At 38.4% G+C, this 14,495-nt stretch carries 13 protein-coding genes; 3 read left to right on the top strand and 10 right to left on the bottom strand.

The window, feature by feature from the left end; translation table 11 throughout:
- Positions 1 to 61: 61 nt before the first annotated feature.
- The 8 genes from ACPEH5_RS00770 to flhD all read right to left on the bottom strand — a co-directional run bounded on the left by ACPEH5_RS00770 (position 62) and on the right by flhD (position 9,067).
- Entirely contained in the window at positions 62 to 1,630 is a 1,569-nt protein-coding gene (locus ACPEH5_RS00770; RefSeq protein WP_129465769.1) for a methyl-accepting chemotaxis protein, read from the bottom strand.
- 116 nt (positions 1,631 to 1,746) lie between these two features.
- The gene (locus ACPEH5_RS00765; protein ID WP_131679911.1) at positions 1,747 to 3,432 is read right to left on the bottom strand and encodes a methyl-accepting chemotaxis protein; all 1,686 of its coding nucleotides are present in this window, start codon (positions 3,430 to 3,432) and stop codon (positions 1,747 to 1,749) included.
- A 104-nt stretch (positions 3,433 to 3,536) separates the two neighbouring features.
- Positions 3,537 to 4,034 carry a chemotaxis protein CheW gene (gene cheW, locus ACPEH5_RS00760; protein WP_042844283.1) on the bottom strand — a complete coding sequence of 166 codons (498 nt, stop codon included), beginning with the start codon at positions 4,032 to 4,034 and terminating at the stop codon, positions 3,537 to 3,539.
- Positions 4,035 to 4,050: 16 nt separating this feature from the next.
- Positions 4,051 to 6,117, bottom strand: a complete 2,067-nt coding sequence (gene cheA / locus ACPEH5_RS00755; RefSeq protein ID WP_042844284.1) for a chemotaxis protein CheA — start codon at positions 6,115 to 6,117, stop codon at positions 4,051 to 4,053.
- A gap of 103 nt (positions 6,118 to 6,220) precedes the next feature.
- Positions 6,221 to 7,138 (bottom strand): flagellar motor protein MotB, encoded by a 918-nt coding sequence (gene motB, locus ACPEH5_RS00750; RefSeq protein ID WP_042844285.1) that lies wholly within the window; start codon positions 7,136 to 7,138, stop codon positions 6,221 to 6,223.
- A gap of 7 nt (positions 7,139 to 7,145) precedes the next feature.
- The gene (motA, locus tag ACPEH5_RS00745; protein WP_042844286.1) at positions 7,146 to 8,033 is read right to left on the bottom strand and encodes a flagellar motor stator protein MotA; all 888 of its coding nucleotides are present in this window, start codon (positions 8,031 to 8,033) and stop codon (positions 7,146 to 7,148) included.
- Between the two features lie 96 nt (positions 8,034 to 8,129).
- The gene (flhC, locus tag ACPEH5_RS00740; RefSeq protein ID WP_042844287.1) at positions 8,130 to 8,720 is read right to left on the bottom strand and encodes a flagellar transcriptional regulator FlhC; all 591 of its coding nucleotides are present in this window, start codon (positions 8,718 to 8,720) and stop codon (positions 8,130 to 8,132) included.
- Positions 8,717 to 9,067 carry a flagellar transcriptional regulator FlhD gene (flhD, locus tag ACPEH5_RS00735; protein ID WP_042844288.1) on the bottom strand — a complete coding sequence of 117 codons (351 nt, stop codon included), beginning with the start codon at positions 9,065 to 9,067 and terminating at the stop codon, positions 8,717 to 8,719. The genes flhC and flhD overlap by 4 nt, the downstream gene beginning before the upstream one ends.
- A gap of 1,653 nt (positions 9,068 to 10,720) precedes the next feature.
- Here flhD and ACPEH5_RS00730 point away from each other — a divergent pair.
- A complete protein-coding gene (locus tag ACPEH5_RS00730; protein WP_042844289.1) occupies positions 10,721 to 11,149 on the top strand; it encodes an antitoxin HicB in 429 nt (142 codons plus the stop codon).
- A 138-nt stretch (positions 11,150 to 11,287) separates the two neighbouring features.
- Here ACPEH5_RS00730 and ACPEH5_RS00725 read toward each other — a convergent pair whose 3' ends face one another.
- Both ACPEH5_RS00725 and ACPEH5_RS00720 read right to left on the bottom strand, forming a co-directional pair.
- On the bottom strand, positions 11,288 to 11,500 hold the full coding sequence (locus ACPEH5_RS00725) for an AAA family ATPase (RefSeq protein WP_129465768.1): 213 nt from the start codon (positions 11,498 to 11,500) through the stop codon (positions 11,288 to 11,290).
- Between the two features lie 92 nt (positions 11,501 to 11,592).
- Positions 11,593 to 11,949, bottom strand: coding sequence for a hypothetical protein (locus ACPEH5_RS00720; protein WP_042844291.1), 357 nt, complete (start codon positions 11,947 to 11,949; stop codon positions 11,593 to 11,595).
- 351 nt (positions 11,950 to 12,300) lie between these two features.
- Here ACPEH5_RS00720 and ACPEH5_RS00715 point away from each other — a divergent pair, with 351 nt between their 5' ends.
- Both ACPEH5_RS00715 and ACPEH5_RS00710 read left to right on the top strand, forming a co-directional pair.
- Positions 12,301 to 12,516 carry a hypothetical protein gene (locus ACPEH5_RS00715; RefSeq protein WP_048606782.1) on the top strand — a complete coding sequence of 72 codons (216 nt, stop codon included), beginning with the start codon at positions 12,301 to 12,303 and terminating at the stop codon, positions 12,514 to 12,516.
- A 1,007-nt stretch (positions 12,517 to 13,523) separates the two neighbouring features.
- The coding region (locus tag ACPEH5_RS00710) for a hypothetical protein (RefSeq protein ID WP_423727011.1) at positions 13,524 to 14,495 on the top strand (972 nt) is incomplete at its 3' end.

Here is a 14,495-nt window from a genome sequence, read left to right as displayed (position 1 = left end):
CTTCCTCAGCCGAAAACCAATAAATTGATTCACTTAAAACTGTAAATTAAAACTCATCTACTCAACGTCGAATTCGCTGAGTCCCATTTTCGGGGAGTTCAAAGAACGCAACGGTATCAACTAAGTTGTTAGCCTGATCTTCTAAGGCGGCAGTAGCACTAGTAGATTGTTCCACTAAAGCTGCGTTTTGCTGGGTGACAAGATCCATTTGGCTTACAGCGGTAGCTACTTGCTCAATACCCCGACTTTGTTCATTTGAGGCTGAAGCAATATTTCCCATCAATTCAGTAACTTGGTTAACAGCTGCAACCAACTCACTCATTGTGGTACCCGCTTCATTCACTAATTGAGAGCCTTGGCTTACACGGCCCACGGACTCATCAATAAGAGTTTTAATTTCTTTGGCGGCTTCGGCACTGCGCTGGGCTAAGGCCCTAACCTCCCCTGCAACAACAGAGAAACCTCGCCCTTGTTCACCCGCTCGCGCAGCTTCAACAGCAGCATTTAGCGCTAAGATGTTAGTTTGGAAGGCAATACCATCAATCACACTAATAATGGCACTGATTTTTTGAGAGCTGTTTGCAATCGACGTCATGGTATCGATGACATCTTCTGTAATTTCGCCCCCTTTCGTTGCCGTCTTAGAAGCACTCACCGCCAATTCACTCGCCTGACGCGCGTTGTCTGCGTTTTGCTTAACCGTTGCTGTCAGCTCTTCCATACTAGCCGCCGTTTCTTCCAAAGATGCGGCTTGCTGCTCAGTACGTGAGGATAAGTTATTATTGCCTAAAGCAATTTCGCGGATACCCGTATACATTTGGTCGGTATTTGAACGCAGCGCTGTCACTGATGTGACTAAAGACTCTTGCATTTGCTTTAACTTGCCAAAAACCTCGCCAATTTCATCACCCGTTTTCACTTCGATAGTTTGGTTTAATTTCCCATCTGCGACTAATGCAAAGTGTTCTCCCATACTTTTAAGAGGAGTGATTACCTTGCGTTTCATCCAATAGTGGGCAAATGCGATGACTACTATGATGATCACGATAACAGAGATAAATGAGCTCCAAGCGAAGGTGTTGTACATCCTTGCCGCAGATAAAGACTCTTCATTCTCGATTTTCAGTAAATCGAGGTAATCGCGAATCCCTGCTTCAAGTTGTTCTTGGTTTTCTTGAGCGGGTAAGGCAATGTAAGCTGGAACATCTTTATTATCTAAATGCGCTTTTAACGCTTTTAATGTGATAACAAAAGCTTGGTACCTTTCATCCAGCGCCGCGAGGTTCTCTTCTTCACTAAGGATTGGCTGGTTTTTAAATTCGGTGTAATCTTTAGCCGCTTCCGCTAGTAAATTATCGAATGTCACCTGTGTTTCTTCTATCAGGGGCTCATGCCCCCCAACTTTATTCAGTAATGCAATTTGCGTCAGGCTGTTACGTGCCTGCATTAAGTGTTTATTCGTTTCTTCTAATAGTGCACGCTTATTTGACCCTAAATCGATGCGTTCCAATGAATTTAATTCACTAACAACTATTCCAACAGAAACCCCGCTAGACACGATCTGCATCCCACAAAATAAAATGAGAAGTAGATATAAACTCACTGAAATCCGGATATTTTTACCAAACATTGAAATCCCCACTTGTGCCAGCTAAGAGAACTGATCGCCTAATACATTGCCTTGTTTTCTAATGCACAGAAACGCTGCAAAACCGAAGCTTTGCAGCGTAAAACTGAGCTTAATCGTTAGAAAGTTTCCCAATTGTCATCATCTTTATGTTCCTTCGATGATATTTTTGTTAAATCCGGCGTTTTAACGATATTCGAAACCGTTCTTTCTGCCGGTTTAATATTACGTATTTCACTTTGTTTTAATGGTGGTAAGCGGAAGATAGAAATCAATTGCGACAGTTTCGCGACTTGTTCTTCCAATACATTGGCAGCAACTGCCGATTGCTCAACTAAAGACGCGTTTTGCTGTGTGACTTTATCCATTTCGGCTACGGCGATGCTGACTTGGGCAATCCCTTTGCTTTGCTCATCGGAAGCCGTTGCAATATGAGTCATAATGTCTGTCACACGGGTAACCGATTCGACAATTTTAGTCATTGTCTCACCTGCGTCTTCAGCTTGGCGTGCCCCGGTATCCGTTCTTGATACTGAATCTTCAATAAGCGTTTTAATTTCTTTTGCCGCATCCGCACTACGCTGAGCTAAGTTACGCACTTCATCGGCAACGACTGCAAACCCGCGTCCATGCTCACCCGCTCGTGCAGCTTCTACTGCTGCATTCAATGCTAAGATATTGGTTTGGAAGGCAATGCTGTCAATGACGGCGGTAATATCAGAAATTTTTTGCGAGCTATCCGCAATGTTCAACATGGTACTCACCACATTGGAAACAACCTTACCGCCCTCTTTCGCAATAACCGATGCTTGGCTAGCAAATTCACTGGCTTGATGTGCATACTCAGTGTTTTGTTTCACCGTTGCCGTCAGCTCACTCATACTGGCAGAAGTCTCTTCCAAGCAAGCTACTTGTTGCTCTGTTCGTGCAGATAAATCATTATTACCCGCAGCAATCTCAGTAGTGCCTTGGTAAATAGTTTCGCTACCATCCAATACGCCACGCACCGTATTAATCAACTCCTGCTGCATGTGCTGGACACCATTCGCCAACTCACCAATTTCATTGTTCGCCGTTGTGGTTATATTTGGCGTCAAATCCCCTGAAGCAAAGACTTGAATTCGTTGGTTTAATAAACTGAGAGGTTCAATAATTCCCTTACGAACATAGCGATAACTGAAGAATCCAATAAAGGCTAACGCAATCGATAACGTCATCAACATATATAATGACTGGCGATAATTATTGTCTGCATTTACGACTTCGGCTTGAAAGTCAGAGGAGATATCAGCAAAATATGCGTTAAATTGCTCTTCAAATTTCACTTGATGCCCTGAGGTTCTATGGGCATAAAAGCCTTCTAAATCACCTTTTTCTGCATATTCACCTAGCTTAATTAGTGCATTTCGGTAGGTTTCATAAGTGCTAAAAAGCTGTTCAAATTTGGCTTTATCATAATCCGAACTTTGCATTAGCTTCTTATAACGGTCATAAGCACCATCCGCCGCTTTGAAGTTATTTTTCGCAGCCTTAATCAGCTCTTCATTGGTGGCATCGTCTTGAATTTTGCGCCCTTCTAATAAATAAGCGTTAATTGACCGATTTAAATTAGCTCGAGCTTGTAATAAATTAACCCAACTTTCTGTTAAGACTTGCCTTTGGCGTTGTAATGAATTCAAGTAATTTATACTGTCGCTGTTATCGCCCAGTTTGGTAAACATCAAACCACTGGATACCAGCTGCAGTAAAATAAAGATAAAAATGACGGACAAAAGTCCTGATACGATTTTAATTCGACTGTACATGACGTTTTACTAACATAATTTTGTTGTATTTTGGATATCGGTCATCAAGCCAAAAACTTTAGCCAATGACTTATTATTATTTGCACAAATAGTTAGGCTGAGAATTACTCAGCCATGCTGTCAATTAGTGCCATTTCATCGCTTGTTAGTAACTTTTCAATATCGACTAATATCAACATACGGTCATTAACTGTCCCAAGACCTGTTAAATATTGTGTCGATAAGGTCACTGCAAAATCAGGTGGCGGTGCGATTTGTTCTTCATTTAATACCAGCACATCAGAAACACCATCCACAACAATTCCAACGACTCGGTCTTTTAAATTCACCACAATGACAACGGTATTATCGTTATACACCACGTTTTCATGGGAGAATTTCACGCGTAAATCAATAATAGGGATAATCACACCACGTAAATTGGTCACGCCCTTAATAAAATCTGGTGTATTCGCGATACGAGTAACCTGCTCATAGCCACGAATTTCCTGCACTTTTAAAATTTCAATGCCGTACTCTTCTTCACCTAAAGTGAAAATAAGATAGCCTTCGCCGTTCTTTTCTTCTTCGTGTTTATTTAAATCATCATCTAACATAGACATGGTGTATGGCCTCTATTTAGTGCACGACAGGTTGAGAAACCTGTTGTTTCTTTTTAATCAAAATGCTGTTATTCATTCTTTGCAGCTCGGCCACATCTAAAATCAATGCAACAGAGCCATCGCCCATAATTGTTGCTGCAGAAATACCTGGGATCTTGCGATAATTACTTTCAATATTTTTCACCACCACTTGTTGTTGTCCTACTAGCTTGTCAACTAATAAGGCAAAGCGATGACCTGCATTTTGGATAATCAACACAATGCTGTTATCTAAATGGCGTTCAGCCCCGTCAATTGAAAAAACATTATGTAATTCAACGAGTGGTAAGTATTCTCCACGCACAAGCAACATTTTTTCTTCACCCGCTAAACGGTAAATATCTTCCTGACGTGGTTGTAATGTGCTGATGATGGCGCTTAACGGCACGATAAATACGTCTTCCGCAACTTTTACGGACATACCATCGAGAATAGCCAAAGTTAAGGGGAGTAAAATACGGATGATTGTCCCTTTACCTTCGGTGAAACCTATCTGAATACGCCCTCCCATGTCTTGAATGTTCCGCTTAACAACATCCATTCCAACACCCCGACCAGAGACATCCGTCACGACCTCAGCAGTTGAAAAACCGGGTGCCATAATCAGCATGGCTACTTCATCATTGCTCATCCCGTCATGCACATTCATGCCTTGAGACTTGGCTTTTGCCAAAATGCGTTCACGGTTTAACCCCGCACCATCATCACGAACTTCAATGCAAATATTGCCGCTCTGATGTGCCGCAGCCAACGTCAATGTGCCAGCTTCTGGTTTACCATTGGCTAACCGAACTTCTGGTTTTTCAATTCCGTGATCAAGACTATTGCGTACCAAATGATTTAGCGGGTCAACAATCCGCTCTATTAAGCTTTTATCTAGCTCCGTGGAGCTACCTTCCACTTTGAGTTCGATTTTTTTGCCTAATTTCGATGCAATATCGCGTACCATGCGAGGAAAACGGCTAAAGACATAATCCATTGGCATCATGCGAATAGACATAACAGATTCTTGTAATGCCCGTGAATTCCGCTCTAATTGCACAATCGAACTTAATAAATCGCTGTATTCGTTTTGGTCTACTTGCTGGCTATGTTGCGTCAACATAGATTGGATAATGACTAGCTCGCCAACTAAGTTAATCAGTTGGTCAACTTTTTCGACTGCAACACGAATACTGCTAGAGTCCCCTTTGGGTTTAGCTACAGCAGGTTTTTTCGATGTATTCGTTGTTACAGCAGTAGCCGGTGATGTGGCTACTGGCTTAGTTTCTTCCTTCGGCTCAACAACGTTGGCGTTGGCTTGGTTGTCAGGTTCACTAGCAGTGATTTTTTCAGGAGCAACAGCCTGGCAGTCGCTAAAAGAGACCGTTTGATGAGTAATTTGTGACTCGTCAACCACAAAACATAATACGCCACAAATATCATCAATATCTGTATTAGTTCCAAGCCAAGCCTGTAGGCTATCAGCGGTTTTTTCAGTGTGGTACAGATTGCCAAATAAACTTAATTCATCGGCAAGTAAATCAACTTCACTTTCTTTTAGTTGATTTAATGTGATCATAAAATAGTGTGAAAACTCGCCTTGTGACGTGGCCGTTTCAGCAATCTCAGTTTCAACTAATTGTTCCGTTTGCGATGGAGCTAGCTCAGTGACCTCCTCAGCATGGTTTTCAACCCGGCTAAGGACCTCGCAAATCCGCTTAAATGTTTCCTCATCAGGTAAAGAATCATTTTTATACGCATCTAACTGTGACGCCATTACATCTTTTGCATCAAGAAATACGTCAATGATGTCAGGTGTGAGCGTTAACTCATCATGACGCGCTTTATCCAGCAAGTTTTCCAATGTATGAGTGGTGTTTTGCAACTGAGTGAAACCAAAGGTTGCAGCTCCTCCTTTTATTGAATGGGCACTGCGGAAAATGGCATTTAGCTGTTCGCTGTCCGGGTCAAAAGGATCAAGCTCAAGTAAATGTTGTTCCATATCCCTGAGCAACTCATCGGCTTCATCGAAAAATGTTTGATAAAACTCGGTAATATCCATGGTTTTTATCCAGTTTCGCTTAGGTTTCACTTAACGCTGTCTGCCGGAATGACCGGCAGACAACTAAACAAATCATGTAATAAATTCAAATTACTATGATTTATCACGGTATTTTTACCGCAGATATTTCATCCACAATGGGGTCAGACGATATTTTTTGCGGTTTATTCAGAACATCGTTGATGGGTTTTGCCCCACTGTATTCACGTAATATTTGTTTTGCATCTTCATCATTTAACACGATAATGCTTATCCGGCGGTTAATAGGTGCAAGTCCATCTTCGGTATCTAAATGGATTGCAGATGCCATTCCTACAACTCGTAGTACCTTGTTTTCATCCATCCCTCCACGAATTAACTCACGACGAGAAGCGTTTGCTCGGTCAGATGACAGCTCCCAGTTACTATAATTTGCCCCATTAGCATAAGGTAAATCATCCGTATGACCGGAAATGCTGATACGGTTTGGGACATCATTCAGAAGCGGTGCAATCGCACGTAGGATATCGCGCATATAAGGCTCAACAGTGGCAGACCCCACTTTAAACATGGGTCGATTTTCACTATCAACAATTTGGATACGTAAACCATCATTAATCATATCAATGAGCAAATGTGGTTTTAATTCGTTCAAACGAGGGTCTTTTAAAATGGCTTGTTCAAGGGACTTTTTTAATTTTTCAAAGCGATAATTTGCGTCACCGTCAATAATATTGTTTGGTTCTGGCATCACATCCCCTTCGCGGAAAATAGGGTCTTTACCACCACCGGGAATTGGGTTTGTAGCATCCCCACTTTTTTTACCTGGGTTAATTGCGGTACTTAATGGGGTGCGAAAATACTCAGCAATCTGAGTCAGTTCCTGAGGACTTGAAATTGAGATCAGCCACATCACGAGAAAGAACGCCATCATTGCAGTCATAAAATCGGCATAAGCAATTTTCCATGAACCGCCATGGCCACTTTGCCGATGTGAATTACGCTTTTTAACTCGGATAATATGAGGAGTATTGGCTGCCATCCTAATGCTACTCCTCAGTCGTTTCTTGTGTGCGAGCGCCTACTTTCACCTCACGAACTCTATCCTCAAGTTCAACAAAGGAAGGTCTATCTACGCTAAAGAGTACTTTACGACCAAACTCAACGGCGATTTGCGGCGCATAACCTTGTAATGCTGAAAGAAAGGTCACCTTAATGCACTCCATCATTTTCAGTTGTTCGCTACTACGCTGCCTAATCAGTGCTGCTAATGGCAGAATAAATCCGTAAGCGACTAAAATACCTAAAAATGTCCCAACCATTGCATGGGCAATTAAAGCGCCTAACTCTCCCGCAGGACGGTCGGCCGAGCCAAGCGCATTCACTACGCCTAAAACTGCAGCAACAATCCCGAATGCAGGCATCGAGTCTCCAACCATGTTTAAACCTGAAGCTGGGACTTCATTTTCTTGACGAAAGGTTTCTAATTCTTCATCCATTAACGCCTCAATTTCATGGCTTTGTAAGTTACTACTTACCATCAGACGCAAATAATCCACCACAAACATCATGGTTGTTTCATCTTTTAAAATACGAGGGTATTGGGAAAAAATTTCACTTTCTTGCGGGTTCTCAATATCTTTCTCAAGGGCAAGTAACCCTTGTTGACGTGATTTATTGAGTAATTGAAATAACAACGCCATTAAATCCATCGACATGGTTTTGTTATAAGAAGAACGGCGAAAGAGTTTTGGTAATACTTTGCACAAAGCGATGATAGATTTGCCACTGTTACCAACAACAAACGCACCTAAGCCTGCGCCTAAAATAATGACAAATTCAGCTGGTTGATATAACGCACCTAAATGGCCACCGACCATTATATATCCGCCAATAACCGCTACTGTAACAATGAGATACCCGATGAGTATTAACACAATATTCCCTTTCACTCCGTTGGTTAACAGATGGCAGTCAAAGGGAATTTTGGAAATGACAGGCAAAAAGCTTTGCCTGTTGACCAATCAATCCAATTACATTACCGCTTTAGTAATGCCATCCTGTCGATATACCGTAATATCGGCTAGATGCTCGGAAAGTTTACGTTTTTTTATTGCTCTTGATGGCGGCTGGCATAAACTGCAAGTGAAACTGTTTTCAGGGATATGTGCATAAGTAATAAATGACCCATGGCAACAACTGCATTGTGAACTTTGCAACATGCCACTTTCAACAAAACGGACAAGCGTCCAAGCACGCGTTAAAGCTAACAAAGGTTCCTGATCAGGCTCTGGAATACATTGCTCAAGGTATAACCGATACGCTTTTAATATGGCATCAACCCCTTTGCATTGGCCACTTTTGAGTAAAAATTGATAAGCATTATAAAACATGGATGAATGAATATTTTGCTCCCATGTCATAAACCAATCTGTCGAAAAAGGTAGCATTCCTTTTGGTGGAGGGCAGCCTCTTAGCTCTTTGTACAAACGAACTAATCGGCCACGACTGATTTGAGTTTCGCTTTCTAACATTTGAAGACGAGCCCCTAAAGAGATTAACTCCATTGCTAAGCGAATATCATTCGCTTCTTTAACAATACTTTTCTCAGCTGCGGTACTCATCTTTTTCTCGCTATTTCATTGTCGCCTTCATTATGCGTTTGCAATAATCGGGTCGAAAGTAAGATACCTGTATGAATTTGTTGCAATTCATCCACCCTTGAATCACGAGTTAGCTTTTCTATCGTATCGCTATTCTCAAATCTAAACTGACAGATTAGCTGGTTTGTTTCTGCTAATTTGACTAATTGAGGAAGCGTGAGTTCTGCTAAAGTAGTTGCCATTGCATCAGAGATACCTAAACGGAACATCGCAGAGGCTTTCTCTTGAGAGATGAGTTTTTGGGCTAATAGCAAATATGAGAGGTTAATATCGTATATATGCTTCAGAAAATCTGTCGTCGAGCTCATTTTTTTTCCTTTACGAATATTTATCAACATCTGTGTGCAAAAAGAACAAATATGAATTTGAAAGTATTGTGTGTAGCCAAATTATTAAATATAAAAAGTAATTAAATTGGGTATATGTATTCCATTACTTTCCCATGTTGTCCATTGGTGAATACCCAGTTTGGAGTATAAAAACACAAAGTTTCAAACTTAAATTAAATACATTTCCTGAATACCTACAACAATAAAGAATGACTAGAAAGTTAGCATTTTCGGTAAAAGTCAGAATTTGCCGATGTCATTATTAGTCGTCAATTATTATGCACCACTAAATTAACTATTCAAGGTACTTATGTTTCTTTTTGTACCATTGGGGCGATTACCCATTAATTCATTAAATAATCTTTATTATTTCTTTATCTTCTTTCATCTTATCCCAAATATCTACAACATTTTGAATCAACCTAAGGTAAATGGCAGGATTTTAATCAATCTGTTCACTCTCCTTATGCGATAACTAAGCAATAAAAACCAATCACAACATCAAAGCCAACATATTGATCCAAATCAAAGTTTGGTATTGAGAAACTGAATTGTTGAAATTACATTTAAGTCAATATCGGCATAAGAGGAATAAAATTTAGTCATTAATTTTCAATACGTTTAATTGAAAAACGAACCATCATTCAAAATTATTCAATCGTGTATAGATAAAAAATAATTATATTGTCATACATATTATCGTCACCCCACACAAATTTCATTAGAATCATTAAACATTGTCTATTATATAGTCACATCATAATATTAATAAAATTAATTAACTTTGTGAGTATTGCATATAATTAATCATTCATTTAACTTAAAATTCATTGTTATATATTTTTGCTTATTTTATATTTTCAGTAATCATCTTGTTATTACTTCATTAAAGTCTATTTTTGTATTAATTCGATTTTATTTTTCTATTTAAATAGTCGAATATTTATTTTTTTTAATAAAATGATCAACCTACGATAACTAATCTCTTTTATCATCTTGAGAAAAAATAGAGGTTTCAATTAAGAACATTCTGTTCAGGATATGTTTTTTGTATCATTTTAATATACTCAAAATATGATCAAAATAATTGCCGATAAACACATTTTTACTGGTAACAATACTTATTTTTTTAAATGGCCCCCAACTGTACACTGCTCACCTAATAACTATGTGTTATTATTTACAAAGATTACTATATACTTTTATTTTAACAAATGGTGCTGACTAAAAACCAAATCTAAGTAAACCCCGTAATTCAATAACAACAACAATAAAAATAAATTAATTTTATTTAAAATAATTCAGTTAAAATAATGCTTATAAAAGATACAAATTTTGCTGCATTTTAAGCTTAAAAATATTGTTAAGTTTGTGACTTAATTCACATATATTTCTTGTCTTTCTTAATAGTTTCCGAATAAAACTATTCCGCTATTGATGCATTTGTGTTAAGGCGACCATATGAAAAATTATCGGCCTTCCCATCAGGTTTTTAGCTAGTCTGTTTTTCCTTGGCCTACCTTATAATGGTTAGAGATAAGCATACAAACTCGGAAGTCATGTGTTATCCCTTGTTTTACCCTCAAGCAAATGCAACACTTCCTCCCTCATTAAAAAAGCAAAAGGAAAGGTATGTTTACTTATCAAGCAACAGTCGAGTTTGTCGAGGAAGAAGGAGCATATGAAATCAGTTTTGCTGATTTTCCTGATCTTCAAGGTGTGAGCTATTGTAGAGAAGATGTTGAATTAGAAGCCCAAGAAATATTATTAGCCACTTTTGCAGAGTATATTGAAGGGAAAAAACGAATACCTACGCCAACTCAACCAACTGAGAATGCATTCACTGTCTACCTACCAATAACTTGCTGCCTAAAAATTGCCTTACATAATGCGATGCTAGATTCAAAAATTCAACGACTCGATATCGCCCGTAGGTTAAATATCAATGCGCAGCAGATAGAACGCTTACTCGATATCCATTATGCTTCTAAGCTCGATATTTTAGAGCAAGCTTTGTATTTATTAGGTTATGAAGCCTCAGTCACCGTCACCCCAAGGTAGTATTGAGACCATTCATATTGGCGTATTGAAATATAATTGTATGGTTTAACTGGTGGTTTTCACCACCAGAAAATCACTTGTTTTAGTGATAAAAGAAAGGTTTATAACATACAGTTTTAAAAAACACTTAACAAAAAGTTAGTACCTATCAAAAACACCATAATCTGGTTTTTCACCTCTCATCACTGCTCTTTGTTGTTCATGTACAGCTTCTCTATCTATTCTTTTTTGTTCAGATGTGCGCTGATCTTTATGTGGCTTTGGCCATGTTGATTTATTCGCTTCAAAACTAGGATTAAATGTACACCCAGCAATCAAAAAAGAACAAAAAAGTGAAGAAATAAGTTTCATTAAGTCTATTTACCTAAGCGCGTATTAGAAGAAGCAAAACTTATCAGAATTAGAATATCACAACAAGCTTGAAAGGTAGGTGTAGCCTGTTATTAAGGCACTATAGGTAGTTGGGTAATAACTAGTTGGGTTTCACTTTGCTTATGGCACTCCACCCTATCCCCATCTTTATATATAAAATAATAACGCTTATTGTCACCTAGGGTTTTAATCAAAGAATCACCGTTTAAAAAATCGTAGATATTATATCTTGCATCTTCCTTGCGATACCGGATAGTCGGTCGCGATACAAAAAACTCGCTTCCCCATTTCAAAGTGGTAATTAAATAATTCGTATGTAGCACTGTCATTATTCCACGATCAGGGCAATCCAGTTGATAGGTTTTCATCGCATAAGTAGGTAAACTCATACTGTACAGTAATACAAAAATAGTGATTACCTTTGCCATTTTTACTCCGTAGGTTAGCTTATTGCTCGCATTTCAAGTTAAGCTAACTAGGTTCCTATCTACGTTGTTACAACACAAACATAAAAAACTGATATTCAATACAAGAAAAATGTGTAAAAACTATTTTTCTTATCGAAAAACACCCTCAACCCTGTGTAACATTCTCCAATGCAGCAATAAATCCAGTTATCTTTACCTGAATATTTTATATTTTTCAAATAATCTTTGACTTATCGGTGGGCATTATTTTTTATAGGCTACAACCGTCCCCTCATAGAATATTAAAAAATCATTTTTGGCATAATTATTCACCTTGATGAATCCTACTCTATATGTTTATTGAAGTACGCAATGAAACTGACAGCAATAGACCATGTACATGTGTATGTCGATGGCCTTGACGATGCCATAAAATGGTATAAAGACATTTTATTTTTTGAAGTAACGCCTAAATTTAAGTTTTGGTTTGACCTAGGTGGGCCATTAGTCATCAACAACAATGATGTTCACCTACCCTTATTTAAAAGAACAATCAAAATATTGGTAACACAATCGCTTTTAGCGTAAACAAAGTGACTTTGTTAAGATTTATGGAACATTTGAAACATTGCAATGTTTCAATCTCTGCGGTTGACCATGATGTGTTTATATCTACTTTACTGACTCATATGGTAATATGGTATGAAATCATAACGTATAAGCACTTTACGCTATAAAGTTTAAACCGATTAAAAAGCTAACAGAGGTAGTGGAAATTGCGTCCCATAACGGTACACTTAACAATACTTGAAAATGATTTAAAGATCACTTAGTCCCAACCACATCCCATTACTTTTGTGTCACAATTTATCACAGCCACTTACTCATCCATTTTCTTCTCCTATATTGCTGGTGCTCAGTTGCATTAATTAAAATAGTGAGCCACCTCACAAAGAGTTAGTGTTCATCTATGTTTTCTATAAAACTGAGACAGAAAGCAAAATTATTCATACCAACGAGTTTATACCCCACAAAAAAATAAATGTAACAACCTGATATATAAAACAAAAAAGGCAATCCACATTAGGCTTTCTTAATATGAGTTCAGTATTCAAGGTATCAAATCTAAAGGTAGGATGAGTTATAAAAAATAAAAAGCTCGGTGAATTTATTAAATCCTTGCGGATAGCCCAAAATATCTCAACTAAAGAAATGATAAAATACCTAGACGTGCTTGAAACTAAATATATTCAATATGAAAATGGAAAATAATCAATATTCGTAGATGACCTATCCATGATAACAGGTATTCTGGATGTGAGTATTCAAGACTTATTGGATGCATATAGCAAGTAAAGTCACTCTCTGCGGCTTTTTTCTATCTTATTACACAAAGTATCATATTCACTAATACACTCAGAACACACATTGCTGAACGGATAAAAAATATAACTCTACTCTTACCCATTATAAATGTATCCATTACTTACAAATGCTAATACAAATTCTCTCTTAGCATTTCGTTATATGCTCTACAATACACTATTATACTTATTTTACGCTTATATTGACTTTCTACAGCAGGCATAACGAATATGAAAAAAACATTACTCTTGCTCAGCACCTTATTAACCCTATCCACACAGAGTCATGCCATTGAATTAAAAGTGCCGGTTGGTGCAACTGGATATTTAGGAGAGGTTGTTCCTCCTGTTGCAGTAACTACAGCCTACCTTATAACATCAGCGGTGCTTGAAGCCAATACTTATTATTATGGACTTAGAATCACTGAACGCTATGTCGTTTCAGGGTTACCCTATTATTCTGAAATAGGCACAACGGGTATTCCCTTTGTCAATGAGGACGACCCTAACGGTGCGATGATTGTACTTACCGTCAATGGAGCCTTTAATGCACAATTTATGCGCGATTATGGGGCAATGCAACATGTTTCTGCAACTCTTAATAAGACGAAAATAACTTCATTGAATGGACTTTATATTTTCAATAATGCCTATGAAAAAGGGGAGGGCTCTTGGGGGATAAACCCGAGAAGTGGCAATAAAAAATTTTTTAAACCTACAGGTATTAATGATAGTCAAAACGCATCGGTCTTTACTGTATCAAGTTATTCTGCTTATGCTGTTGGCGGTAAGTTAAAACCGGGGACATATAAATTGCGCTCAACTATTGACTCGGTAGCTTTGCGAGCTACATCTGGTGGCATAACTAGTGAAAGTCGACCCGTTTTATTTACTCGCGGTGATAACTTCACTATCACCGCACTCAAAGCGTGCAGAGTCACCCCTATAACACAAACTGATATTACTTTTCCAACACAATTAAGCCAGAATTTCCCGACACCGAAAAAATTAGCCAGTAACCTAGCTTCTATACAGGTAAGCTGTAACGAGGCCGGAAAGGAAGGCTTTTTAACGTTATCCCCCGGGAATGCACTGGTGGAAAATAGCACCACAGGAATGGTGTTAACGAGTAGCACTGCTAATGCTGTAGCAGACTTGCCTTATATCGCCACATCATTAAGCTCTCAAAGTGATACTGTTTGT

The organism is Providencia sp. NPDC089933, assembly GCF_049545585.1.
Lineage (GTDB): Bacteria > Pseudomonadota > Gammaproteobacteria > Enterobacterales > Enterobacteriaceae > Providencia > Providencia huashanensis.
The sequence above is the reverse complement of the archived record's forward strand: the minus strand, read 5'-3'. Positions and strand labels throughout refer to the sequence as shown.